This window comes from Faecalicatena sp. (assembly GCF_058819085.1).
The window spans coordinates 15211-39936 of sequence record NZ_JBZUUL010000001.1; the positions used below are offsets into that span (position 1 = coordinate 15211).

General features: G+C 46.5%; 22 protein-coding genes and 1 other annotated feature. Of the genes, 4 read left to right on the forward strand and 18 right to left on the reverse strand.

Annotated features, from left to right (window positions below; all coding sequences use genetic code 11):
• Nucleotides 1-22 precede the first annotated feature (22 nt).
• On the forward strand, nucleotides 23-481 hold the full coding sequence (gene spoVAC, locus AC4OGX_RS00060; protein WP_493327750.1) for a stage V sporulation protein AC: 459 nt from the start codon (nucleotides 23-25) through the stop codon (nucleotides 479-481).
• 158 nt (nucleotides 482-639) lie between these two features.
• Here spoVAC and AC4OGX_RS00065 read toward each other — a convergent pair whose 3' ends face one another.
• The gene (locus tag AC4OGX_RS00065; protein WP_493327751.1) at nucleotides 640-1740 is read right to left on the reverse strand and encodes a substrate-binding domain-containing protein; all 1101 of its coding nucleotides are present in this window, start codon (nucleotides 1738-1740) and stop codon (nucleotides 640-642) included.
• A 203-nt stretch (nucleotides 1741-1943) separates the two neighbouring features.
• On the opposite strand from AC4OGX_RS00065, the gene AC4OGX_RS00070 reads away from it, so the two are divergent.
• Nucleotides 1944-4217 (forward strand): extracellular solute-binding protein, encoded by a 2274-nt coding sequence (locus AC4OGX_RS00070; RefSeq protein ID WP_493327752.1) that lies wholly within the window; start codon nucleotides 1944-1946, stop codon nucleotides 4215-4217.
• Between the two features lie 79 nt (nucleotides 4218-4296).
• Here AC4OGX_RS00070 and AC4OGX_RS00075 read toward each other — a convergent pair whose 3' ends face one another.
• The 6 genes from AC4OGX_RS00075 to AC4OGX_RS00100 all read right to left on the reverse strand — a co-directional run bounded on the left by AC4OGX_RS00075 (nucleotide 4297) and on the right by AC4OGX_RS00100 (nucleotide 10970).
• Nucleotides 4297-4836 (reverse strand): signal peptidase I, encoded by a 540-nt coding sequence (locus AC4OGX_RS00075; protein ID WP_493327753.1) that lies wholly within the window; start codon nucleotides 4834-4836, stop codon nucleotides 4297-4299.
• Nucleotides 4837-4854: 18 nt separating this feature from the next.
• Complete coding sequence (locus AC4OGX_RS00080) at nucleotides 4855-5661, reverse strand: hypothetical protein (protein ID WP_493327754.1); 807 nt, start codon at nucleotides 5659-5661, stop codon at nucleotides 4855-4857.
• A gap of 264 nt (nucleotides 5662-5925) precedes the next feature.
• Nucleotides 5926-6918: an ABC transporter permease gene (locus AC4OGX_RS00085; protein ID WP_493327755.1), complete on the reverse strand. Its 993-nt coding sequence runs from the start codon at nucleotides 6916-6918 to the stop codon at nucleotides 5926-5928.
• Nucleotides 6911-8008, reverse strand: coding sequence for an ABC transporter permease (locus tag AC4OGX_RS00090; protein ID WP_493327756.1), 1098 nt, complete (start codon nucleotides 8006-8008; stop codon nucleotides 6911-6913). The genes AC4OGX_RS00085 and AC4OGX_RS00090 overlap by 8 nt, the downstream gene beginning before the upstream one ends.
• Nucleotides 8005-9573 (reverse strand): ABC transporter ATP-binding protein, encoded by a 1569-nt coding sequence (locus AC4OGX_RS00095; RefSeq protein WP_493327769.1) that lies wholly within the window; start codon nucleotides 9571-9573, stop codon nucleotides 8005-8007. The genes AC4OGX_RS00090 and AC4OGX_RS00095 overlap by 4 nt, the downstream gene beginning before the upstream one ends.
• Nucleotides 9574-9794: 221 nt before the next feature.
• Nucleotides 9795-10970: a BMP family ABC transporter substrate-binding protein gene (locus AC4OGX_RS00100; protein WP_493327757.1), complete on the reverse strand. Its 1176-nt coding sequence runs from the start codon at nucleotides 10968-10970 to the stop codon at nucleotides 9795-9797.
• A gap of 299 nt (nucleotides 10971-11269) precedes the next feature.
• Between AC4OGX_RS00100 and AC4OGX_RS00105 the strand changes: the two genes are divergently transcribed.
• A complete protein-coding gene (locus AC4OGX_RS00105; RefSeq protein WP_493327758.1) occupies nucleotides 11270-12121 on the forward strand; it encodes an RNA polymerase sigma factor in 852 nt (283 codons plus the stop codon).
• Between the two features lie 15 nt (nucleotides 12122-12136).
• The gene (locus AC4OGX_RS00110; RefSeq protein ID WP_493327759.1) at nucleotides 12137-12811 is read left to right on the forward strand and encodes a DUF2461 domain-containing protein; all 675 of its coding nucleotides are present in this window, start codon (nucleotides 12137-12139) and stop codon (nucleotides 12809-12811) included.
• Between the two features lie 123 nt (nucleotides 12812-12934).
• On the opposite strand, the gene AC4OGX_RS00115 is transcribed toward AC4OGX_RS00110, so the two are convergent.
• The 11 genes from AC4OGX_RS00115 to AC4OGX_RS00165 all read right to left on the reverse strand — a co-directional run bounded on the left by AC4OGX_RS00115 (nucleotide 12935) and on the right by AC4OGX_RS00165 (nucleotide 23837).
• Complete coding sequence (locus AC4OGX_RS00115; protein ID WP_493327760.1) at nucleotides 12935-13354, reverse strand: stage V sporulation protein AB; 420 nt, start codon at nucleotides 13352-13354, stop codon at nucleotides 12935-12937.
• A complete protein-coding gene (locus tag AC4OGX_RS00120) occupies nucleotides 13314-13979 on the reverse strand; it encodes a stage V sporulation protein AA (RefSeq protein WP_493327761.1) in 666 nt (221 codons plus the stop codon). The genes AC4OGX_RS00115 and AC4OGX_RS00120 overlap by 41 nt, the downstream gene beginning before the upstream one ends.
• Entirely contained in the window at nucleotides 13969-14130 is a 162-nt protein-coding gene (locus AC4OGX_RS00125) for a hypothetical protein (RefSeq protein WP_493327762.1), read from the reverse strand. The genes AC4OGX_RS00120 and AC4OGX_RS00125 overlap by 11 nt, the downstream gene beginning before the upstream one ends.
• 164 nt (nucleotides 14131-14294) lie before the next feature.
• Complete coding sequence (sigF, locus tag AC4OGX_RS00130) at nucleotides 14295-15014, reverse strand: RNA polymerase sporulation sigma factor SigF (RefSeq protein ID WP_493327763.1); 720 nt, start codon at nucleotides 15012-15014, stop codon at nucleotides 14295-14297.
• Nucleotides 14993-15448, reverse strand: a complete 456-nt coding sequence (spoIIAB, locus tag AC4OGX_RS00135) for an anti-sigma F factor (protein ID WP_493327764.1) — start codon at nucleotides 15446-15448, stop codon at nucleotides 14993-14995. The genes sigF and spoIIAB overlap by 22 nt, the downstream gene beginning before the upstream one ends.
• Nucleotides 15445-15759, reverse strand: a complete 315-nt coding sequence (locus AC4OGX_RS00140) for an STAS domain-containing protein (protein ID WP_216245563.1) — start codon at nucleotides 15757-15759, stop codon at nucleotides 15445-15447. Before AC4OGX_RS00140 ends, spoIIAB begins: the two co-directional genes overlap by 4 nt.
• Nucleotides 15760-15958: 199 nt before the next feature.
• Entirely contained in the window at nucleotides 15959-17458 is a 1500-nt protein-coding gene (locus tag AC4OGX_RS00145) for a tetratricopeptide repeat protein (RefSeq protein WP_493327765.1), read from the reverse strand.
• 23 nt (nucleotides 17459-17481) lie between these two features.
• Entirely contained in the window at nucleotides 17482-17619 is a 138-nt protein-coding gene (locus tag AC4OGX_RS00150) for a hypothetical protein (RefSeq protein WP_181368680.1), read from the reverse strand.
• A gap of 61 nt (nucleotides 17620-17680) precedes the next feature.
• Nucleotides 17681-18958, reverse strand: coding sequence for a bifunctional folylpolyglutamate synthase/dihydrofolate synthase (locus tag AC4OGX_RS00155; protein ID WP_493327766.1), 1278 nt, complete (start codon nucleotides 18956-18958; stop codon nucleotides 17681-17683).
• A complete protein-coding gene (locus AC4OGX_RS00160; protein ID WP_493327767.1) occupies nucleotides 18955-21174 on the reverse strand; it encodes an LTA synthase family protein in 2220 nt (739 codons plus the stop codon). Before AC4OGX_RS00160 ends, AC4OGX_RS00155 begins: the two co-directional genes overlap by 4 nt.
• A gap of 11 nt (nucleotides 21175-21185) precedes the next feature.
• Complete coding sequence (locus AC4OGX_RS00165; protein ID WP_493327768.1) at nucleotides 21186-23837, reverse strand: valine--tRNA ligase; 2652 nt, start codon at nucleotides 23835-23837, stop codon at nucleotides 21186-21188.
• A gap of 159 nt (nucleotides 23838-23996) precedes the next feature.
• Nucleotides 23997-24282 (reverse strand) — a binding site (T-box leader).
• Nucleotides 24283-24726 lie beyond the last annotated feature (444 nt).

Below are 24726 nucleotides of genomic sequence, written 5' to 3' on the forward strand. Positions count from 1 at the left end.
TGAACTTAAAGGAGACGTTATTATGGATAAGGTAGAGAAGATGAAACAGGAGAAACAGTATGAGCAGTACGTCAAACAGAAGACGCCCGTCCACAATGTCTATGTCAATATGTTTAAAGCTTTTATCACTGGTGGTGTCATCTGCACGATCGGGCAGGTGATCTATAATTACTGTGAGATGCAAAAGCTCTCAAAAGAAGAATGCGGCGGCTGGACTTCCATGCTTTTGGTCCTGCTCAGTGTCATCCTGACCGGGATCAATCTTTATCCCAAGATCGCAAAATGGGGCGGGGCAGGCGCACTGGTCCCGATCACAGGCTTCGCCAACTCTGTGGCGGCTCCGGCGATCGAGTATAAAAAGGAAGGACAGGTGTTTGGAATCGGATGCAAGATCTTCACGATCGCAGGACCTGTGATCCTATATGGAGTCTTTACCAGTTGGGTGTTAGGGTTTATCTACTGGATCTATAAACTACTTTGATCCATGGGAAGGCCGAATGTTTTTACAAGAAATAAGAATCTGGCGCTGATGTCAGGAGGTTGTCAGCACCAGATTCTTATTTTTATGTAAATCTGCCATTAAAGCGGCCTGTCCGTATAGAAAAACCGGATGGCTGCATGTGCATCCAGCTTTCTTGCTTAATCATAAAGATTCGGTGCGATCTCTGCATCATACCAATAACAGGAAGTCGTGATATCCTTTACTTCTCCGCCCTCGACGATTTTATACAGCATTTCTACAGTCTTTTCCCCCATCTCAACCGGCGACTGTGTAATTGCTCCATAAAGTGATCCGTCCCTGACAGCTGCTTTAATTGTTGTACCTGCGTCAAATCCAACAGCAACAACTGAATGATTTGGATCGTTTCCAAGTACAGACAGATTAGCGTCTGCAGTCAGGATTCCTTCTGCTGCCACCTGATTGGAACCAAAAATGGCGATCAGATCATCCTTATTGAGTAGATTGGATGCTTCTGTTGCACACAATTCAACTGTTGTCTGCGATGGAACCGCCACCTCAAAGATGATATCCGCCTCATCTACAGAAACCTTTTCCACATTGGAATTCTTTACAAAGTAGTCATTTCCGATCACTGTGACCTTTTTACCGTCTGCAGCGGCTAATTCGCTGAATTTATCTATGAAACCAAGCCCTCTTGAACTGATACTCTCAGATGTTGACTCCTGATTCACTTCCCCGATTCGAACCGGTGCCTCCGAAGCATTGATCCGCTCCTTTAGTCCCTCATATAAATTCTCTGCGGCAAGTTCACCTGACGCATAATTATCACTGGCAACAGTACAATATACAGCCCCCTCCGGTGCGCTCTCAACGCCGGAATCAAAACAAACCACCGGTACCTCTCTATCCAAAGCTGTCTGAAGTGATTCATGTACCGAATTCTGATCGCATGGTGCGATTGCAACGCCGTCCGGTTTGCTGTTGACCGCATTATTCAGCATGTTTACCTGGTCCGCTATGTCGGATTCTGAATTCGGCCCCGTACAGTCAACCTTCACACCCAATCTGTCTGCAGCTCCATTGATCCCCTGGATCGCAGCCTGCCAGTATGTAGACTGGTAACTTTGTACGATGATCTTAAAGTGGTACTCCTGATCTGCCGCACGATCCGAAGCCGGACTTTCTTCCTTTGGATCACTCCCGCTTTGTCCGCATCCTCCGACTAATCCTGCAAGCATACATACCGCAATGACCAGGGATATTTGTTTCTTTTTCATAAGTGCTCCTCCTTTACTTTGCTTGTTTTATATCGGTCTTTCAATCTGCACTCATTTTATGGTTCGTCTCTAATATAATCAATATTTTCACTAATTTTTTCACTATATTCAATTTAAACGTTTCAAAATTGTTTACTTAACAGATAATTTGTGCTATGTTAAAAACAACTATTACAAATGATTCACCGAGAGGAGAAGCAGATATGGCCACAATAAAAGATGTTGCCCAATTGGCTGGTGTTTCGATCGGTACTGTATCCAATTATCTAAACCATACAAAACCTGTAAGCAGAGATATATCCGATAAAGTACAAAGAGCCATAGACATACTTCAATATACCCCGAACCAGTATGCCAAAAATCTTAAGTCTAAACTGAGCACAGATATCGGGATCATTCTGCCCAGTTTAAATGATTCCTATTATGTGCAGATATTCCAAGGTATCAAATCCTGCTTTCAGAATACCGATTATTATATGAACCTGGCATTTTCAGAGAATATTCCTGAATTTGAGACGAATATTGTCATGAGCCTGTTAAAAAAGCAGATCTGCGGACTTTTCCTCGTATCCTGTCAGCCGGATAACTGGAAATTTTACTATGACAATCTGGTATCAAAGAAGATTCCTTTGGTCCTGATCGACAGAAATATACATAGTCTTGACACGGATTTCGTATCATTTGATAACCGTGTGCTTCTCAAGGGTATGGTGGAATCGCTTTTGAAAATGAATTTCCGCCGGATCTATCTCATGTCGGGTCCTGAAAAATTCGACTGTGAGGCAGCCTGTATACGAGGCTTCCGGGATGCCTATAAGAATTATGATGTAAGAGCAGATGAGAAATTTTTTATCAAGACTGATCTGAGTAAAGAAGATGCCTTCCGAAAAACGATCAAGCTTCTAAATGCAGAGATCCCGGAGGTCATAGTGACCACATCTGAGTCACTGACCGCCGGGATCATAGAAGGAATTACGATACTGGGATATACCACAGATGATATCCCTGTGTTTACATTAGGTGAGGAGCACTGGAACCTGCATACGCACTCTTTTTCTTCTGGTTCCACTGTACGTCCTGCGATCAAACTGGGACAGACAGCCTCCCGTTTATTGATGGGGCAGCTGAATTCCCCCCTTACAAAGGAAAGCGAACGGGTGATCCTAAGCGGGCGGAAATTCAGCAGTATGACATCCTCCTCTGACATCCGTGTTTCGCCAAAGAGCATGCTGCCATCTGAAAAGAAAGCCTCCTCACAGCGAAAGATACGTGCACTGCTTTTGGATACGCCCCAGGTGCACTATCTTTTGAGGCTGCTTCGAAACTTTGAGATCCGGACAGGAACAACGGTTGAGGCTACGATCCTGCCCCACCACTTCCTATACGAAACAATATTGGAAAACCATAGGTCCGATACCCAGGAAATATACGATGTCATTATGTATGATATCCCCTGGATGCCCTCGCTTGCTTCGGAGCACCTCCTGGAAGATATCTCTGCGGAGATCAATTCCCTTGACACGAATATTTTTCTCCCGGACTGCCTCAAATATTACAGTATTTTCAGCGGGCATTTTTATGGCATTCCTTTTATGTACGCACCACAGATCCTCTATTACAGGAAAGATTTATTTGAGGACCCAAAGCTCAGGGAAGATTATAAGAAAAAGAATAAGATCTCTCTGCGCCCCCCTGTTACGTTGAAAGAGTTTAATACGATCGCAGACTTTTTTACTAATAAGACCACTGCGATCCCATACGGGATATCCGTTCCAACTGCTTACAGTGAATGTCTGACCCCGGAAATATATATGCGCCTGCGTGCCTTCGGCGGCAGTCTTTTTACTCCGTCCGGCCAGGTATGCCTGGACTCTGACCAGTCCTTAAAAGCATACATCAACTTTGTACGCTCCATAAAATGTGCCAAACCTGATTACCGTACGGCAACTGATAACAGTGTTGTGGATGATTTCCTTGCGGGGGAAACTGCAATGCTGATCTCCTACCCATCATTTTTGAGGGATGTCACAGATCTAAGGAAGAATAGTATCATCGGCTCCATTGGATACCATCTCATTCCCGGACGGGCCCCTCTGCTTGGCGGATGGAGTCTTGGTATCAGCAGCAGGTCGAAAAATAAAGAGGCTGCCTTTGAATTCCTCAAGTGGACCTGTGAAAAGCAGATCACGAATTATTCCACCCTGACTGGCAGCCTGCCTGCCACAAACAGCTCTTACCTGAATGATGAATTAGGGGAACTCTATCCCTGGCTGCCTCTGTATCATGACATTTATAAATATACCAAGCCTACCTTTCCGCCTAAGCTTGCAAATAATAAGGTTGTCCCCCAATATGAGATTGACGAGATCGTCTGCAAATGGATCTATAAACTTCTTGAATCAGAACTAAAAGTCCAGGAGACGATCACAAATACCCATGAGGAGCTTGTTGGATTGGTGGAAAAATATCTTAACTAAATAAGAATCTGGTGCTGCGTTAAAAAAAACCTCAGCACCAGATTCTTATTCTATCTCCAAAATTCATGTCCATAAGCCATCATTTTTTCCAGACCGTCAGCCATTTTCCCACATGCGGTATATGAAAAATCACTTTACCGCTGACATTCCTGTAGGGAGTAATATACTGGTCACATTCAGCATTTTCCGTTCCTTTTGTCCTGTAGGAAGGCCCCTGTCCCTGCGAGAGAATGACTTCTATGATCTCATGGGTCACAGACATATGGCTGGCATTCACAAAGGTGATGATGTCCCCTTCCTTCAGCTCTTCTGCCTTTACACTGCGTACCACCAGAAGGCTGTCTTTGGGAATGACCCGCTCCATACTGGACGAGCCCATACAGTAAAAATAGATTCCCATTTTGTCCAGATTCGCTGCGGCAAGAATGATAAGAACAAGCAGTAAAATAAAGCCCATAGAAAATCTCTTTGCCACTCTATAACGGGGGATCGGCTTCCTTTTTCTGGAGAAGGAGCCCTTCTTCCTTTTTTGCCCCTTGAAAATCCCATCCTTGTGAAATAATTCCTCCGGTGCAGGAAGCTCTTCCGGTACCGGATCCAACCGCTTGTCATCCATCATTGATCACTTCTTCCTCCATCAGAGCACTCTTTTCTTCCCCAGCCTATTTAACTGCTTTTTGATCACACTGTCCAGCGTATTGACCGGAAGTCCGCTTCCCTGCTGTTCCAGCTTTTTCAAAGACTGTCCCAGCCTATCTATCTTGTGTTCCAGATGTTCTGCAGCATCCTTAGTAAACTGAGCTTCCTGTCCCTTCTGAATACTGTCCTGACACCTGAGCAATTCTTCCTGACGTTTCAGCAGAATTTCCTGACCCTTGAGCAGCTCTTCCCGACTCTTGAGCAGATCTTCCTGACCCTTGAGAAGCTCTTCCCGGCTCTTGAGCAGTTCTTCCTGACCCTTGAGCAGCTCTTCCCGGCTCTTGAGCAGTTCTTCCTGGTTCTTTACCAGCTCTCCCTGTCTTTTCAGCATCCCTTCCTGACTCTTGAGCAGTTCTCCCTGCCCCTTCATCATGACCTCCTGATTCTTGAGCATCTGCATCTGTCCCTTTAACAGAACCTTCTGCTCTCTGATCAGATCAGACTGTCCTTTCATCAGATCCTCCCGGCTCTTAAGCTCCCCTTTGAGCTGACGGATCGTCTCCTCCTGTACAGTGACAACCTCATCCTGCCCCTTGCTGCGTTCCCACAGACTCTTATAGCAGGACTCTGCCTTGGACAGCTTTTGCTCCAATTCTGCTCTTTCCTCTTGTTCCGCTTCTATTTCCTCCTGAAGCCCTTTAATCATATCTTGAAGCTCGGAAACATAGGCATCCATCTGCTTCTTATTATACCCTCCAAATAAACTGCTGTTGACCTCAAATTCTTCCTTAGTATGATTCTCCATATTTTCTGTCCCTCCTGAAACCCACAAACTGTATTCAAAAAGCAGCCCCTCAGTCTGTCTTAAATTTTAACACATTTACCCTTAAAAGTCATTTGTTTATACCCAATATATTCACCCATCTGCTCATGCTGAATGCCTCTTTTTCTGCCAATCCATATGCAGACGCATAAAAAGCCCGGGATCTCTTCAGGCTTCATACCCTCGGAAATCCCAGGCCTTATTCTCCAGACCGTGCCTGTCCATCTGCCAAACAAGCACCATACACTATCTTTCTTCTCTAAAGTAATTCAAACCGCAGCTCTTTGGCTGTGCATGCTCCTTACTCTGTCTCATGCTCGTCACAACAAGCACGATGATCGTCGCAACATAAGGAGCCATGTCGTAGATCTGTGCCGGAAGTCCCGGAATCTTGATATACATACGCATGATCGTCAGACCGCCAAATACAAGTGCGACCAGCATTCCTCTTGCCGGGCTCCAGGTTGCAAAGATAACAAGAGCTACCGCAAGCCATCCATAACCGCTGACGCATCCATGGACCCATACGCCCTTAGTCGTAACCATACTCATATACATTCCACCGATACCGCAGATACCGCCGCCCACAATCGTTGCAATGTACTTATATTTTGTCGTATTGATTCCTGCTGCATCTGCTGTTGCCGGGTCCTCCCCGACTGCCCGCAGGTTCAGGCCGACACGTGATCTATTAAAGAACCAGGTCATCACAACTGCCAGTATGATCGCAAAATACACAAGCCAGTTATACTGGAATAAGAGCTTTCCAAGAACGGGAATGTCCGAAAGCCCCGGAATATGAAGTCTGGAAAATGCATCCTTTGTCACTCCGCTCACGGTCACATATCCGCCTGCCTTCTGTCCGATATATTCACCGAAAAAGTTTCCAAAGCCGGTACCAAAGATCGTCAGTGTCAGTCCGGTTACATTCTGGTTCGCCCGCAGTGAAATAGTCAGGAAACTATAGATCAGTGCTCCAAGGCTTCCCGCCATAAAAGATACGATCAGGGCGATCAATGCGGATAACACTCCATTAGGTGTTCCACCGCCCTTGGTGACAGCCTGCTCATAATAGTAAGAGCCCGCAAGTCCGGTAATGGCTCCCATGAACATCATACCTTCCACACCAAGATTCAGGTTACCGGATTTCTCTGTCAGGATTTCTCCCAATGCACCTAATAGCAGAGGCGTCCCGGCCAATACAGCAGCAATAAATAAACTATTCAATGTATTAAGCATGATGTTCCTCCTTTCCTCTGAAGATCAAACGGTATGTAATAAAGAATTCACACCCCAGCATAAAGAACAAAATAATACCGATCAACAGATCTGATGCCGATGCCGGTATCTTAAAGTTTGTCTGGATCGTGTTAGACCCTCTCTCCAGCATAGCGATAAATACAGATACGATCAGCATTCCATAGGGATTCATCTTTGCAAGCCATGCGACCGTGATCGCTGTGAATCCGACTCCGCCTGCTGTCCCTTCTGTGATCGTATAATCCGCACCTGCAAACTGCAGCATGCCTACCAGCCCGCATAATGCACCTGACAGGAACATAGTACGCCGAAACACCCTGCTTACATTGATTCCTGCATATCTCGCAGTGTTATTACTCTCACCTACGACAGCGATCTCATATCCCTGTTTTGTCTTATTAAAATAAATCCAGGAAACTACTACCAGGATCAGTGCCAGTATCCAGCCCCAATGCACCCCGAGTACCTTCGTAAGTCTTGCTCCCGGCACTAACATCGCGATCTTTGGGAAGCTGCTGCCCGGTGCTTTCCAGGGACCGTTCATCAGATACTTGATAAAAGCAAGTGCGATATAGTTCAGCATCAGGGTAAACAGTGTCTCATTGGTTCCCCATTTTGCCTTGCAGACCGCCGGGAGAAGTCCATACAGACCGCCTGCCGCCATTCCTGCAAGAATCATCAGAAGGACCAGTGGAAGCTTCGGAAAAATGTGGGCCGTAAACAATCCAAATGCTCCTGCCGCTACGGCACCCACCAGGATCTGTCCCTCAGCACCGATATTCCAGAACTTCATCTTAAATGCAAAGGAAATACCGATCGCTGTGATCAAAAGCGGAACTGCCAGTTTTACAGTCTCATGGATGACGGTCCTGGACCCCCAGGCCCCTATCACCATCGCTTTATATACCTCTAATGGATTGTGCCCCAGTATTAAGATCAGAAGGCCTCCGGTGATCAGTGAAAGAACAAATGCAGCCGCACGGATTCCCCATGCCTTTTCCTGGGAGATCGTTCCTCTTTTCACCATACGGATCAGCGGCTCTTTTGCCTGTACATGTGCTCTGCTCATGATTCCACCCCTTCCTTCTCTGCTGTCTGTCTTACATCCGTCTTATCCTTTGTATCATTGTTCTCATCTACATGAATCATCATAAGTCCGATATCTTCCTTTGTCACTTCCTTCGGATCCACGATACCGCTCACCTTACCGCCGCATAAAACCATGATCCTGTCAGAAAGCTCCATCAGGACATCCAGGTCTTCCCCGATAAAGATGACTGCCACACCTTTTTTCTTCTGCTCGTTTAAAAGCTCATATATCCGATAAGAAGAGTTGATGTCCAGACCGCGGACCGGGTAAGCTACGATCAGCACGGACGGGCTCAATGCAATCTCTCTTCCGAGCAGGACCTTCTGGACATTACCGCCGGAAAGACGGCCTACCGGAGTCTCTACCCCCGGAGTTACGATCTCCAATTCCCCGATCAGCTGTTCTGCCAGCGCCTTCGGTGCCTTCCTGTCCACAAAGATACCCTTCTTATTCTTATAGCTTCTCAGCATCACGTTATCTGTCATATCCATGCCTGCCACAAGGCCCATACCCAGTCTGTCCTCAGGTACGAACGCCATGGAGATTCCCTTTTTCACGATCTCATCCGGCCTCAGTCCAAGGATCCTCTCCTTGATCGGCTCACCGTCATGTTCACCTGTGTAAAGCACGGAACCTCCGATCGTAGGATACAGTCCTGCGATCGCCTCACAGAGCTCCTTCTGCCCGCTGCCTGCGATACCGGCCACTCCCAGTATCTCCCCGCCGTATGCGGAAAAAGATACATTATCCAGTGCCTTGACTCCATCGCCGTTTAGACAGGTCAGCCCAATGACTTGAAGCCTTTCTGTCTTCTCTTCCATCTGTGGACGGTCGATCGCCAGACTGATCGGCCTGCCTACCATCATCTCTGTCAGCTGTGCCTGATCGGTCTTATCTGTATCGACGACACCAATGTATTCCCCTTTTCTCAGGATCGCTACGCGGTCCGAGATCGCCATTACCTCATTCAGCTTATGCGTGATGATGATGATGGATTTTCCGTCCTTCTTCATATTACGCAGTACTGCAAAAAGCTTCTCCGTCTCCTGCGGTGTCAAGACCGCAGTCGGTTCATCCAGGATCAGAATATCCGCTCCTCTGTAAAGTACCTTAAGGATCTCCACTGTCTGCTTTTCCGATACAGCCATATTATAAACCTTCTTGGCCGGATCAAGTTCAAAACCATAGCGTGATGCCAGATCACTGACCTTCTGGTTGATCTCCTTTCGGTTAACCGTTGCCTTCCCATCCAGACCAAGCACGATATTCTCGGCTGCGGTCAGCACCTCCACCAGTTTAAAATGCTGGTGGATCATACCGATTCCCAGGTCAAAAGCATCTCTCGGGGAACGGATCGTAACCTGCTTTCCATGAACATCAATCTCTCCGTGGTCCGGAAAATAAATCCCGGAAAGCATGTTCATCAAGGTTGTCTTGCCACTTCCGTTCTCCCCTAAAAGTGCAAGGATCTCCCCGTCTCTTAACTCAAGGTCAACGTCCTTATTGGCAACGACCTTTCCAAATGTTTTGGTGACATGATGCATACGAACTGCAAATTCTGTAGTCTCGCCCAATTCTTCACCCTCCTTTTTATCTTTCCTTGTCCTCTCCTCATTTCAGGTACCCCGTAATATATGCCTTCCATCAGTCATATCCGGATAAGGTATATATTACGTGATGCCCGAAAAAAGGCCTTATCTAAAAACAGAGCCGTCATAACAACGGCTCTGTCAATGAACTGAACTAATGCTGGCTGAAACCCCGGTTATTCAACCACGTTGCATCCATCAATAATGAAACTCCAGGATGGTGCGGATGCTTCTTCCTGCTCAGGATAATGATCGCCTTCTGCAACTTCGATTGTCTCTCCGTCAGGGCTTGTCCCCTTTAACGGACCTGCAAATACCTTAAGTTCACCGGATTTCAGTGCTTCGGAAGCTTTATCGATCGCTTCCTGTGTTCCTTCTGCTGCGATGTCTGTATTCAGTGGTGACAGGTAAACTGCACCGTCTGCAAGACCTTTGCACCAGTCCACAGGAATCTCTTTTCCATCGATCATACTCTGTACAGCTTCTGTTACATAAATGCCCCAGTCGATACGTGCGGAAATCAGGGAAGCCTTCGGAGCAGCTTCAATCATATCATTGTTATATCCAACCTGGAAAGCGCCGTTCTCTTCTGCTGTTGTTGCCGGAGCAGTGGAGTCTGAGTGCTGTGAGATCACGTCACATCCACGCTCGATCAAAGCCTTTGCAACCTGTGATTCAACGGTCGGGTCATTCCATGAATTCGTGTACATAATGTCCATTGTGACATCCGGATTCACGCTCTTAGCACCAAGATAGAATGCTGTGTATCCGCTGATGACCTCTGCGAATGGGAAAGCAGCAACATATCCCAGCTTGTTGCTCTCTGTCTTCATACCTGCTGCGATACCTGCCAGGTAACGTGCCTCATAGATAGATGCGAAATAGTTGTGCATATTGTCAAGGCCGGAATCCTTTGCCTGGAATCCTGTTGCATGGCAGAACTGAATGTCTGGATACTCTGCTGCAACTTCTTTTACATAGTCCTCAAATCCAAAACTTGTTGCAAAGATGATGTTACATCCTGCATCTACAAGCTCTCTTAATGCGGTGTCACACTCTGCTCCCTCAGGCACGTTGAACTTATTGACGATCTGATCATCACTTAAGCCAAGTGCTTCCTGCATCTCTTTTGTTCCAAGGTCATGGTTGTATGTGTAACCCATATCACTTGCATCGGATACATGCACGAATCCAACCTTGATATCTTCCTTGGCGATCCCCTTAGTGCTCTCTGTCTTCTTGTCATCCTTGCTTGAGCTGTCAGCTTCGGCTGCCGGCTTAGCACCACATCCGGCCAACAAGCTGATGACCATTGTCGCGCACACGATTGCGCTCAGAATCTTCTTTTTCATAATCTTCTCCTCCTACAAAAAAACTGGCTACCCTCTTTAAGAATCACATTCCTATCTTGGATAGCCTCTACTACACTTAAATTTTACACCGCTGTGAAAAATAAGTCAAGGTATCTGCACCTTCTTTTAATGAATTCCCCAGGCTTATTGATATTCTCCTTCCCTCCCCTTATAATTTACATAGTTCTTATACAAAGTCAGCTAATATTTGCATACTCCAACAAAATTTTTGAAATTTATTTAGATTTTGTGTCACACGCACAGATTTTCATTGTCTAATTAAACAGGAGGTAAAAGACATGAATAAAAAAACAAACGAAGAGTTATTGGACCTGATTGAAAAAGCCACCTCAGGAGATAAGAATTCTCTTGAAACTGTTCTGCTCAGCGTACAGGATCTAATCTTCAATCTCTCATTGAGGATGCTGGGGAGTTTTACGGATGCTGAGGATGCCACACAGGACATTTTACTGAAAGTCATGACCCACCTGTCATCCTTTCGGAAAGAAAGTTCCTTTACGACCTGGGTATTTCGCATTGCAGTGAACCATCTAAAGGATTACAAAAAGCATATGTTTGCCCAGTACCCCTTAAGTTTTGAATTTTATGGGAACGATATTGAAAACGGGAAGATCTCCGAGGTTGCTGACCTGACGCAGAATGTGGACCAGGCGATCCTGGCGGAGGAATTAAAGATGTCCTGCACGAATGTTATGCTGCAGTGTCTCGATACGGAAAGCAGATGTGTCTTTGTACTGGGAACCATGTTCAAAATTGACAGCCGCATCGCAGGTGACGTCCTGGGGATCACACCGGAAGCATACCGCCAAAGACTTTCCAGAGTCCGGAAAAAGATGGCTGACTTCCTCAAAACATACTGTGGTGAGTTCGGCTTGGGAAAATGCAGGTGCAGAGACAGGGTCAACTATGCCATACAAAACCACAGGATCAGTCCTGCAAGGCTAGATTATACCAGTGCTTCTTCTATCCCACGCGAAACTATGATAGATGTTAAGGAAGCGATGGAGGATATCGACGATCTGGCACAGGCATTTTCATTCGGTACACTGTATGCTTCAACAGAAAACACAACAAAATTTATAAGAGACTTTTTGGACTCACCAGCAGTCTCAACTGTAAAAAATTCATAACAAAGGAGATTTCATATGCAGCAGATATTAACATACTTAACTGGTCTGAGCCAAAATAACAACAGAGACTGGTATCACCAGCACAAAGAGGAATACAAAGAAGCAAACGCACAATTCGAGGCTTTTTTACAGTCATTGATCCTGGAGATCGGGAAATTTGACAGCAGTATCTTACACAATGAGCCAAAAGAGCTTACCTTCAAGCTGGTCAGAGATACCCGGTTCAGCAATGATAAGTCACCATATAATCCCGCGTTTCGTGCCCATATATCATCCAGAGGAAAACTGCCTGTTCCCGTAGGATATTACATCATGATAAAGCCAGGCGGACAGTCTTTTCTGGGCGGCGGACTTTTTGCCGACATGTTTAAGGATGCGACCTCCATGGTAAGAGACTATATCTCTGCAAATCCAAAGGAGTGGGACGAGATCATCCATGCCCCCGCATTTGAAGAACTTTTCACGGTAAAGGGCACCGCTCTGAAAAATGTCCCTGCAGGATATGATAAGGAACATCCACAGGCCGAATTTCTAAAATTTAAGAGCTGGTATCTGGAATATCCGATCCAGGACCTGGAATTACTGGAGGAAGGATTTCTTGAGAAGGCCGTAAGGATCTTTGAGATCATGAAGCCGTTTAACGATTATCTGAACCGGGCACTTGACGGTTTCAAAATGCCCTCCAGATAACACTTTCTGCAGCTTCTTTTTAGAAAATAACTGGGGCAGCCTCCACCATAAGCTGCCCCTTCATTGAATACTTTTCACTATTTTCCCACCACTTATATGATCTCTTGGATGGACTGTTTCGTTTTAGCCCCACCTCTGAAATAGGAACAAGAACGCCCCGAGCCCTTTCCCTAAAGCCATACTTAATACAAAGGCAGACAGATATCTTACGATTTTAAGCCTGCGCACAAAAATAGGGAATACATTCAGGATCTCGGCCAGTGCCATGGACCAGCATCCCACGAAGATTCCCGCAAACAGTCCCAAAAACGGAAGAAGCCATACCCCATAAGGGATATGGGGGTGAAACATAGAGATCATGTTTCCTATGATCCCGCCAACTGCAACACAATCCTCATATAGCAGGATATGCTCTCCCGTATGTGTCCGGTCCGCAAAATCTGCGATCACACCCAGTTCGATGATAAAGGAGAACAATCCCCCCGCAATAACGAGACCGCCGCTAAGTCCGATGAGTGCCAATATGATTTGATTTACCCACATCGAGCTCCTCCCCCCTTCTGGATGCATCCTCGACCAGAGTCGTCTGGATATCATTTTCATAAAGACGCATCTGCACTTCCATCGGCGTTGGATCTACCGTAAAGCGCTTCTTTCCAAAATGGTTAAAGAATACAAGGATTCCGATGGTGATCCCCACTGAATATGATACTTCCAGAATTGTAAAACCATCCGACTTTGTTCCTGTCGTAAACTTATAGATCTGTGAGAAAAGTTTTGTCACATCCACATCATTATTAAAAGCCATGATGGAAAATGCAGCGCCACAGAATGTGATCAGCACAACAACGGCTGTTTTTAAGATATGCAGGAACATACCGGGGGTTTTCTGCTCTTCGTATGTGATGATGATATCCTGCTCTCCCAGATTTTGAACCTCCAGGCCCGGATATTTTTCATGGATACAGGCAATAATCTTCAGTATAGAAATTACAAACCGCTGCTTTCCTTTATCCGGGATCTTCAAAAGCTTCAAGGTCTTCAACTTCGGGATCAGATCTTTATTGCTGCATTCCAGGTCCAGGATATCGCCAAGCGTGATATCCCGCTTTTGCACCTCCACATCCCTGTCCCCCTTAAGGTACACAGTATCATGATTAACAGCCATAAGATTCCACCCTTGGTGCCCTAATCAAAGTCCCCTCGCTGCTCCTGACCTGTTCGTTTCCATTCAGATAGTAATATAGAAGCCCGATCACCACCGCTGCAAGCACAATACTAAAAAGACAGATACGGATCTTCCTTCTGCCATTTTCCATAAAAATCACCTGACCTTTCCTGAAATACTTCAACCTTAGTATCTGAAAAATCAGGAAAAGTATACATTACTTTTCAGCGGAGCTGAAAATCCGCCCGCAGGGCATGTGTTACGGGATGCCCTATGGGTATACATTAGTTTTCAGCGGAGCTGAAAACCCGCCCGCTACACGGTTCCCAGCTTCCGCATATTCTCGATGATTCGTTTCTCCATCCGGGAGACCTGCACCTGGGATATGCCCAGCTTTTTCCCGACCTGGGTCTGTGTTTCATCCGCAAAATAGCGCAGATAGATCAGCTGACGCTCATCTTTGTCCAAGCTTTCCAGCAGCTGTTTCAACAGCATATGATCCAGGATCTTATCTTCCTTTCTCTCTTTTTCTTCCAGCTTGTCCACAAGCCGGATCTCACTTCCCTCCTTCTGGTGGATCGGCTTATACAGGGATTCCACCTCTCCGCCGGCTTCCATCGCCTGCACGATTTCTTCCTTGTCTACCTCCATGGTCTTGGCCAGCTCCTCTAAGGTCGGCTCCCGATCCAGTTTCGCGATCAGCGCTTCCCTTGTCTGGAATATTTTGTAAGACAGTTCCTTTAACGAGCGGCTCACCTTGATCATACCGTCATCCCGCAAAAATCGTTTGATTTCTCCTGATATCATAGGAACGGCATAGGTGGAAAACTTGACATCATAGGACAGATCGAATTTATCGATCGCCTTTAAAAGACCGATGCTCCCGATCTGAAAGAGGTCCTCGGCATCCGTGCCCCTGCCATAAAATCTTTTTACCACGCACCAGACAAGTCCTACGTTTTCCTCTACTAATTGTTCTCTCGCTTCTTTATCCCCATCGTGTGATTTCTTGATCAAAGCGATTGTGTGGTCCATAGTTTACTTCCTTTACCGATGGTTTTCTTCATCCGCACAGTGGTTCCTTTCCCCGGCGCGGACTCGACTTCTACTGAATCCATAAAGGCTTCCATGAATGCAAATCCCATTCCTGAGCGTTCCAGCTCCGGTTTGCTTGTATATAAGGGAGTCATGGCCTGCTCTACATCCTCGATACCGACTCCGTTATCCTTCACTTCCACCGCGATCTGTGCTCCTTCGATCCGGCAGCGGATAGAAACCTTATGTACCTCGTTCTCATAGCCATGGATGATCGCATTTGTCACGGCCTCTGAAATCGCAGTCTTCACATCTGCTACCTCTTCTACTGTTGGGTTTAACTGTGTTAAGAATGCTGCCACTGAAACTCTTGCAAACCCTTCATTTGACGAATGGCTGTCAAAAATAATCTCCATTTCATTTGTGTTTTTCATGCCTCGTCCTCCTCATATATCTGCATTATTTTTGTCACTCCTGACATCGTCAGGATTTTTTTGATCCTTGCATTTGTGTGTACTGCCCAGACCTCCCCGCCGATCAGACGGATCATCTTATACCGCCCCATAATGACCCCGATCCCTGAACTATCCATAAAATCCGTCAGCCCGAAGTCGAAGATTACATATTTGATATGATTTTTTTCAATCAATGTGTCTGCATTCTTCCGCATCTCCTCTGCATTATGGTGGTCCACCTCTTTTGGCAGATAGATGGTCAGGCAGTTTTCCTGCACCTGATATTTCATAATACTCCTCCTCTATTTTAGTGAATCCTATTCCATTCTTCAAGGCGCTCCCCGCCCTTTTTCTGCTTTGCGGCCTTTTTACAGCAACATAAAAAGGATATGCTAAAATAACATATCCTTCTCTTTCGTGTTTTAGACGAACTGCAGCCACGCTTCTTTTCGTCTCTTATGTATCTTTCTCTATTTTTCCTTACTGGCCTTATACATCATCCATAATTCCGGTATCGGCTCCACCCGTATCACCGGCTCCGGTACCATCCCCGGACAAATCTGCATTGCCGGCATCTGTGCCGCCTGCATCCACATTTCCCTGATCTGTCTGGCCTGTGTCTGCACCGCCTGCATCTGTATTCTGGGAGTCTGTAGTCCCGTCCTCGCTGCCGCCCTGGGAAATGGTATTCAGACCGTTCTGGGCATTGGATGCATTCTCGGTGTCAGGGAATAACTCTATCACACGTTTGAGATATTTGACAGCATTGTCATTGTCGCCGTTCCTCATATAGGCCAGGCCTAAATTCAAAAGTGCACCACCGTTATCATAGTTCTCATCCATCTTAATGACCTTGCTAAGAGAATCGATCGCGGTATCATAGTTCGCCACTTCTAAGGAAGCAGTTCCCCCTGAATACAGAGTCTCACAGGCTCCCGGGAAGATATCGGCAGATATCTCATCATAGATTGCCTTACCGCCATCTCCCAGCGCCTCCCGGTTCACATTGAGGAGTGTACCTGCCATCACATCATCTGTGTAGCTCTGAGAATTCCACTGGTTATAGACTGTCAGCAGATTCTCATAGCTGTCAGCTGTCCCCGCTGCATTCTGGGCATTATCCGCCGAATCCTTGTCATTCTTGCGGTACTCATCCAGAGTCCTTGTCTGTGCACTGATCTGAGCCTCCAGCGCATTGATGCGTTCACTGTATTCCACCATCTGCTGGTTGACCTTCGCATTCTTCGTCTGATCCACCGCAGGCACGATCAAAAACCAGATCACCGCCGCACCGATCAGAGCACCTACCACGATATTCATGACCGTAAACTTGCTGGCCAGCGCTTTGGCTGCAGAATGCTTCGGCTGGATGATCGTCTCATTTCCCAGATTGTATTCTACCGCTGCTTCCTTTTTCGGTCTGTCATCCTTGACCTTCTTACCGCGCAGACTGGTCAGTTCATGCATGTAACGCAGCGTCATCTCATTGGTCGTATCCAGCTTCCTCGCCGTCCTAAGCACCTGCCTCGCCATTGCATACTGCTCTGTGTGCAGATACAAAAGCGCCAGCAGCTGATATGCTTTTAAAAAGGTCGGATGTGCGGTCACTACCTTCTTTAACTGGATAATTGCCAGGTCTTCACCATTCTGCTCGCAATACGCCAGGCACTGATTGTATCTTTTCACTGCCTGGTTGATCACTTCCAGCTCACTGGCAGATGCCTGCACCTGGTTGATAAAATACCCCGCTATGTTATCTCTCGGCTTTAAGTTCTTGCTGATGATCCACTCAACCAGACCTTCTGCCACTTCTCCCCGTCCGTAATATACAAGACCTAAAAGATTCCTGGCAGCAATATTACCCGTATTATATTGTAAACTCCGCCGAAGAGAGGTAACCGCGCCGGACATATCCCGTATCTGTGCTTTCCTCAGGCCATCATTATACCAGTAGTTCGACTGGTATATGATCTTCTTCGTATAGTCCATCTATGCTCACCATAATCTTTCTTTTACTTCGTCTGATCCATAACTTCCCGAAGCAGGTCCGTCATGTCTGACAAATCTTCCTGATATACTGCATCTTCAATGTCTTCTACTTCCAGGCTTGGTTTAAACTTCTTAAGTTCTTCTTCATAATCCAGCATCATGCGGCCTCCTTTTCCTATTCAGACGCATCCCAAATTTCACTTGATCAGGACACGCGTCATGTCACGCATGACTTAATAAATCTTTTATCATCCCGGTCAGATAAAGAGAACCCAGGCAGTAGATCTTCCTGCCCTCCTGATGCTCTCTCACAAATGCGAGTGCATCCTTTAAAGACTCTCTGACAATCACCGGTTTTTCAGTATATTTTTCAAACATGTGCTTTAACTCATCCAGACGTGCCGCGCGCTCGTCTTCGATCAGTGTAATGACATAAAACGCCGTATTCAGACTCCTGCACAGGCAGGCGATCATCTCTTCGTAGTCCTTGTCACTGACCGCCGAAAAAAGGATGATATTCTCTTCCCCATCCGGCACACTTCTGACAAATCCTCTCACAGCACTGACATTATGTGCCCCGTCAATATAGACGTCCTCGAGAACTTCCTCCATGCGCCCTTCCCACTTAAGCGCCTTTAGGGCCTCTCTCCAGAGATCCAAATGGGCATCCTCTTTCAAAAGTTCCCTCATGATCTCCAGTGCCAGCATCGCATTCCCAGGCTGATATACCCCGATATTATTCAGGTACCAAGTGGTATCTCCATAATACGCATTTACGCAGGAAAATGCAATATGTTTGTCCCGGATTCCGAGAATTTCGTACGCGTCTTTCCCTATTTTTTTACAGGGTGCACCAAGTTTAGCGGCCCTCTGTTCGATGACGCGGTTGCTCTCCTGCTGTGTATCTGCATAAAAAACGGGCACCCCCGGCTTAATGATTCCGGCTTTTTCAAATGCGATCTTCTCCAAAGTATCGCCCAAAATCGCCATGTGGTCCAGTCCGATCGACGTGATTGCCGTTACAAGCGGTTTTTCCACCGTATTTGTCGCATCCAGCCGTCCGCCCAGCCCGGTCTCTAAGACAGCATATTCCACCCCTGCCTTCGCAAACGCGGTCACTGCCATACCGAATAAAAACTCAAAAAAGGTGGGATGGGGCAGCCCTTTTGCCTCCATCCCCTTTGCGGTCTCGTAAACAGTTTGAAACGTATCCAGAAAAGCTTTGTCCGGGATCCTCTCTCCATTGATGACGATCCTCTCGTTCATCTTCACCAGATGCGGTGAGACAAACAGCCCCACCGTCTTTCCCTCTGAAAGGAGCATCGCATTCAAATATGCACAGACCGAGCCTTTCCCATTGGTGCCCGCCACATGAAAGACCTTGAGCTTCTCCTGCGGGTCACCGAGAAGGCTTAAAAACTTCCGGGTATGTCCGGGTTCATTCTTCTTTGTAAACCTGGGAATGTTCAGGATATATTCTGCTGCTTCTTCGTATCTCACTTTTCCTCACCTGTATCCTGCTGTACAAAAGCATTTTTCCCCGGCTCCACAGCGTCCGGGTCTGGCGGAAGTTCTGTTAACTTTCCATCCTTATATTCGTACTCCTTTGAAGTACGGAAGATCGTATTGCTGGAACCAACCTGATTGACCTGGATGATGTCTCCGTCTGACAAAGACGTATCCTTTAAGTCGATCCTTGTATTATTCAAAAAGCTGCTGCTCTGTTTTTCTCCGTTCACATAGACCTTACTCTGTTTCGTAAAGTTTTCCCCATAAATACTGTAGGTTCCGTCAAGCTGTGATACCAGCTCCGTGACAGATGCATCCTTCACCCCCATAGCCATATGCCCCTCTGTGATCGGCCTTCCGCTGTCTTTATAAACATACTGGTCACCGTAGAGGATATCATACTGCAGAAGCTCTAAGTCAGACAGATAGTTCTTGGACTGACGTCTTAGCTGATGGTAATTGAATACCGTCCCTGAATGGATATCAAGCCTCTCGAAGACATCCGCCATGATCTGATATGCCGGGACATTGCGGTCCTGCTTTTTCAGTCCGATATTATCCCAGATAACATAGTTGGTGTTGTACAGATAACGGCTCTTTAAATCTTTGGCCTCCAGTCCCATGGTCGGGAGATGGTCTCCGTAGAATACGATCACGGTCGGTTCGCCGCGCTCTTCGATCGCTTTTACGAGATTTCCTGCAAATTTATCCATCTCATGTACTTCGTTGACATAATATTCCCAGGCGTTTCGTTTTCCTTCATCCTCTACGCCGCTGACTACGATCTCCGGGTTTTCGATCATCTTCTCCGTCGGATAGTCACCATGTCCCTGCACGCTGATGGTAAATACAAAATCCTGCTGCTCTGTCGTATCCATGGAATCCAGGATATTCGGGATCAGGATATCATCCGTTGCCCATCCCTTCGGTGTGGTCTGCAGGATATTCATGAATTCCTTGCTGGTATAGTGGTCAAATCCCATGTGGTTGAACACCTGCGCCCGGCTGTAGAAATTACCGCCGTTATTATGAAGCGCTTCCGCGCCGTATCCCAGACTCGTCAGTGCCGTTGCCGCACTCTCCAGTACTTTTGTCTTGGCATACGTCTTATACGGGTATTCACCCGGTCCAAAGAAACGCATGCTCATACCTGTCAATACTTCAAACTCTGTATTGGCTGTTCCGGCTCCAACGGAAGGAACCTTAAAGTACCCCTGGGAATGTTCACTGTACATTTTTCTTAAGTTCGGGATCGGGTCCTCGGAAAACTGCAGCCACTCCACCTCTGTGGGATCAAAATAGGATTCCAGCTGCACAAAAATGATATTCGGCAGGTCTTCCTTGGAACGGCCCGTTTCACTCTTCGTGATATCACCGTTATTACTGATCTTATCCATGGTGGCTTCACTGTAGCCGGCGGGTTCAGAGATTCCCGTATTGAAGATACTCGCTGTAAAGCAGTATGGGAATCCATAGTCCTCATAGGCAAAGGCGATATTTCCAAAATAATTAGAAACCACCCGCTTATCAATGGCAATATTGGTCAGCACTACATAAGCGCCCAGCCAGAACACGACCCCCGCCAGTGCGATCAGACGGTGCATTTTGCCTGTATACTGTCCGCCCCTGCGCCACATGGAGATGACCCACAGCACAACAGCCACGATCCCGATGATCAAAAGGACCAGCTCAAAGGTATTGAAATAATTTCCTGTTAATGCCAACGCATCTGAAAGTACTTTTAAATCCTGTGCATTAAACGGCGTAACTCTCTTCAAAAGCAGATATCCGTTGCAGGTTCCTAAGAACAGCCAGAAGACACTTAAAAGGATTCTGGCGAACACCCGCCTCCTGACCATATACACAATGGAAAATGTGGCAAAGATCAGAAAAGAGTTGAACAGAAACACCTTGGGTGTCCCCGTCATATATCCCCACGCCTCAAACAAGGAATGCCTGGAGATCACTTCGATCAAAAAGTTCAGCACACAGGCCAGCAGATAGTGGAATATGATAGAAAACTTATCCATAAACCTGTAGACCGGCTGCATCCTTTTTGCAAAGCGGCTGTTGCGGCGCTGCTCTAAGATACGCTCGCGCCGCTCCCTCCTTGCCTTCCAGTGAGCCTTTATATCTTCTTTTTTCAGATTTTTTATCTTATGAAAAAAGCCCTTTATATCTGGTTTCTTAATTTGAATATGTTTCATTTAAGACCTCTCTATGCTTTCTTTAAGCCAGCCATTCTCTCCTGGACCTGGGCAAGCATCTGTGTGTACTTCTCCAGTTTTTCTCTTTCTTCCTGTACCTTTGCCTCAGGAGCCTTGCTGACAAATCTTTCGTTCGCAAGCATCCCTTTTGCTCTTGCGATCTCCTTTGTCAATTTATCTTCTTCCTTCTTCAGACGTTCCATCTCCTGCTCGAAGTCCACCAGGTCCTCCAGCGGAAGGTATACGGAAGCATCCGGCACAACAATGGATACTGCATCCTCCGCAACTCCCTGTTTCTCGCTGCCAATAAAGATCTCTGCCGCATTCATCAGTGGTTTCACAGAATCTGTCAGTGTCTCAAATCCGGCACATAACTCACTGCTCTCACTTACGATGTATACCTTTGTCTTACGTCCGTTTTCTACGTTCATCTCCGCCCTGATATTACGGATCCCGCGGATGATCTCTTTCATATGGTCCATGATATTCTCAGAGGATACAAAGCTTAACTCTTCCTGGTATACAGGCCACTGCGATATCATCAAAGATTCCTCCTCCGGCACGAGTGCGCTGTAAATCTCCTCTGTAACAAACGGCATAAACGGATGCAGCATCTTCAGCGCCTGCCCCAGTACCGTCTTTAACGTCCAGAGTGCACAGTTTGCTGCCTTTGGATCCTCCTCTTTGTGATAGATGCGGTATTTTGCCATCTCGATATACCAGTCACAGAATTCATCCCATACAAAATCATAGACTTTCTGTACCGCAATACCAAGCTCAAACTTATCCATGTTCTCGGTCACATCTTTTGCCAGTGTATTGACCTTGGACAAGATCCATTTATCTGCCTCTGCAAGCTCAGATAACTCCGGCTTTTTCAGTTCTTCATTTTCAATGTTCATCAGAATAAATCTGGATGCATTCCATACCTTGTTTGCAAAGTTTCTGCTGGACTCTACTCTCTCATTATAGAAACGCATGTCATTTCCTGGTGCATTTCCTGTTACCAGAGTCAGACGGAGTGCATCTGCCCCATACTGGTCGATGATCTCAAGCGGATCAATTCCGTTTCCAAGGGACTTACTCATCTTGCGTCCCTGTGAATCTCTCACAAGCCCGTGGATGAGTACTGTGTGGAACGGTGATTTTCCGGTGTGTTCATACCCTGAGAATACCATTCTGATTACCCAGAAGAAGATGATATCGTATCCGGTCACCAGTACGTCTGTCGGATAGAAGTAGTCCAGATCCTCTGTCTTGTCCGGCCATCCCAGTGTGGAGAACGGCCACAGTGCAGAACTGAACCAGGTATCCAGTGTGTCCTCATCCTGTGTGAAATGAGTACATCCGCAATGCGGACATTTCTCGGGCATCTCTCTTGCCACTACAAACTCACCGCATTCATCACAGTAGTATGCAGGGATTCTGTGTCCCCACCAGATCTGTCTGGAAATACACCAGTCTTTAATGTTTTCCAGCCAGTGCAGATAAATCTTATCAAAACGCTCCGGCACAAACTTTAATTCTCCGGTCTTTAATGCGTTGATCGCCGGTTTTGCCAGCTCCTCCATCTTCACGAACCACTGCTGCTTGATCAAAGGCTCTACCGTTGTGCCGCAGCGGTCATGAGTTCCTACATTATGAGAATGAGGCTCGATCTTTACCAGATATCCCTGCTCTTCTAAGTCTGCAACGATCGCCTTTCTCGCCTCGTAACGTTCCATGCCTGCATATTTGCCGCCCTTTTCATTGATGGTGGCATCGTCATTCATGACATTGATCTCTTCCAGGTTATGTCTCTTTCCGACCTCAAAGTCATTCGGGTCGTGTGCCGGAGTGATCTTTACCGCACCTGTTCCGAATTCCTTGTCAACATAATAGTCGGCAACGATCGGGATCTCTTTATTTACCAGCGGAAGAAGCGCTTTCTTTCCGATGATGTCTTTGTACCGCTCGTCATCCGGGTGAACTGCGATCGCAGTATCTCCCAGCATCGTCTCAGGACGTGTGGTCGCGATCTCCAGGAAATCGTCTGTCCCTACGATCGGATATTTAATGTGCCAGAAGTGTCCGTCCTGCTCCTCATGCTCAACCTCTGCATCGGAAAGGGATGTCTTACATACCGGACACCAGTTGATGATCCTGGAACCTTTATAGATATATCCTTTTTCATACAGTTTAATAAATACTTCTTCTACAGCCTTAGAACAGCCCTCGTCCATCGTAAAACGCTCTCTGTCCCAGTCGCAGGAGATTCCCAGCTTCTCCAGCTGGTTCTCGATCGTTCCGGCATACTCTTCTTTCCACTGCCAGGTCCTCTCAAGGAAACCTTCACGGCCTAACTCCTTCTTGTCGATTCCTTCCTCTTTCAGTTGGTTTGTTACCTTTACCTCTGTGGAGATGGCAGCATGGTCTGTTCCCGGAATCCACAGCGCATTGTAGCCTTCCATTCTTTTATAACGGATCAGGATATCCTGCAGCGTATTGTCCAGCGCATGTCCCATATGCAGCTTTCCTGTAATATTCGGAGGCGGCATCACCGTTGTAAACGGCTTTTTGCTCCTGTCAACCTCGGCGTGGAAATACTTGTTCTCACACCATTTCTCATACAGTTTTTCTTCGATTTCTTTTGGATTATAAGTCTTAGCCAGTTCCTTACTCATAGTTTCCTCCTTGTTCTCCCTCATATGTTCTCACACATTTTTTAACTTACCGTGTGGAAATTTTACTCCTGCGCAGCAGTTTTGTTCCATCGGCTCTTCACCGGTTCTTCACCGATTTTTCACATTTTTTTGCATTTAAAAAGCCCTCTACAATCATATGTAAAGGGCGTATTCAACGCGGTACCACCTTAATTTCATGCCTGTCCTACATGTGCTTAAGCTATACTCAGCACAACAGATACGATCCAGCTGTCTTCCAGCCCTTCGGCATATCTTATGAGTCCTGTAACGCGGACAACTCCGGGATACCCTACTGCTTAAAGCCTGTTCAGATATCCGGTTCAGAAGCTACCTTCCATAATCCTTTCCTGAAACCGCCTCCCAGCCAATGGGCGGTTCTCTCTGGCAGGAGTCATTATGTACTCCTCTTCATCAACACCTTTATCCATGCTATGAAATTCATTCCTTATCAGCATAACAATCTATTAATAATTTGTTAACATAATATTAACTACAGAATATCATAGCTTTCAAGTCCCGATTTGTCAAGGAAGTTTAAAAAGAATTAAGATTTTTGCGACAACTATTTAGCCCTGCGGAAATATTTATAGAAGCTGCGTGTGGGAGCTTGCTCACTAAGCGCAGCTTCTATAAATATTGCCATTCGGCGTTTAGCCGAAGCGAGATGGAGCGGCTCTGCCGCGCAATCGAGCTTGCAGGGCGGAAACATTGTAAGCCTCCCCCTGCGATAATATTTATAGAGCCTACGCGTGGGAGCTTGCTCACTAAGCGTTGCTTCTATAAATATTGCCATTCGGCGTTTAGCCGAAGCGAGATGGAGCGGCTCTGCCGCGCAATCGAGCTTGCAGGGCGGAAACATTGTAAGCCT

Excerpts from the sequence above, each read along its gene's own strand:
- AC4OGX_RS00095 (WP_493327769.1), bottom strand. The coding sequence starts at position 9,573 with ATGCATCATGTCACCAAAACATTTGGAAAGGTCGTTGCCAATAAGGAC.
- AC4OGX_RS00150 (WP_181368680.1), bottom strand. The coding sequence starts at position 17,619 with ATGATGCTGGATTATGAAGAAGAACTTAAGAAGTTTAAACCAAGCCTG.
- AC4OGX_RS00165 (WP_493327768.1), bottom strand. The coding sequence starts at position 23,837 with ATGAGTAAGGAACTGGCTAAGACTTATAATCCAAAAGAAATCGAAGAA.
- AC4OGX_RS00070 (WP_493327752.1), top strand. The coding sequence starts at position 1,944 with ATGGCCACAATAAAAGATGTTGCCCAATTGGCTGGTGTTTCGATCGGT.
- spoIIAB (WP_493327764.1), bottom strand. The coding sequence starts at position 15,448 with ATGAAAAACACAAATGAAATGGAGATTATTTTTGACAGCCATTCGTCA.
- AC4OGX_RS00160 (WP_493327767.1), bottom strand. The coding sequence starts at position 21,174 with ATGAAACATATTCAAATTAAGAAACCAGATATAAAGGGCTTTTTTCAT.
- AC4OGX_RS00075 (WP_493327753.1), bottom strand. The coding sequence starts at position 4,836 with ATGATGGATGACAAGCGGTTGGATCCGGTACCGGAAGAGCTTCCTGCA.
- AC4OGX_RS00090 (WP_493327756.1), bottom strand. The coding sequence starts at position 8,008 with ATGAGCAGAGCACATGTACAGGCAAAAGAGCCGCTGATCCGTATGGTG.
- AC4OGX_RS00105 (WP_493327758.1), top strand. The coding sequence starts at position 11,270 with ATGAATAAAAAAACAAACGAAGAGTTATTGGACCTGATTGAAAAAGCC.
- AC4OGX_RS00080 (WP_493327754.1), bottom strand. The coding sequence starts at position 5,661 with ATGGAGAATCATACTAAGGAAGAATTTGAGGTCAACAGCAGTTTATTT.
- AC4OGX_RS00125 (WP_493327762.1), bottom strand. The coding sequence starts at position 14,130 with ATGGAAAATGGCAGAAGGAAGATCCGTATCTGTCTTTTTAGTATTGTG.
- AC4OGX_RS00065 (WP_493327751.1), bottom strand. The coding sequence starts at position 1,740 with ATGAAAAAGAAACAAATATCCCTGGTCATTGCGGTATGTATGCTTGCA.
- sigF (WP_493327763.1), bottom strand. The coding sequence starts at position 15,014 with ATGGACCACACAATCGCTTTGATCAAGAAATCACACGATGGGGATAAA.
- AC4OGX_RS00140 (WP_216245563.1), bottom strand. The coding sequence starts at position 15,759 with ATGAAATATCAGGTGCAGGAAAACTGCCTGACCATCTATCTGCCAAAA.
- AC4OGX_RS00145 (WP_493327765.1), bottom strand. The coding sequence starts at position 17,458 with ATGGACTATACGAAGAAGATCATATACCAGTCGAACTACTGGTATAAT.
- AC4OGX_RS00115 (WP_493327760.1), bottom strand. The coding sequence starts at position 13,354 with ATGTGGGTAAATCAAATCATATTGGCACTCATCGGACTTAGCGGCGGT.
- AC4OGX_RS00110 (WP_493327759.1), top strand. The coding sequence starts at position 12,137 with ATGCAGCAGATATTAACATACTTAACTGGTCTGAGCCAAAATAACAAC.
- AC4OGX_RS00120 (WP_493327761.1), bottom strand. The coding sequence starts at position 13,979 with ATGGCTGTTAATCATGATACTGTGTACCTTAAGGGGGACAGGGATGTG.
- spoVAC (WP_493327750.1), top strand. The coding sequence starts at position 23 with ATGGATAAGGTAGAGAAGATGAAACAGGAGAAACAGTATGAGCAGTAC.
- AC4OGX_RS00085 (WP_493327755.1), bottom strand. The coding sequence starts at position 6,918 with ATGCTTAATACATTGAATAGTTTATTTATTGCTGCTGTATTGGCCGGG.
- AC4OGX_RS00100 (WP_493327757.1), bottom strand. The coding sequence starts at position 10,970 with ATGAAAAAGAAGATTCTGAGCGCAATCGTGTGCGCGACAATGGTCATC.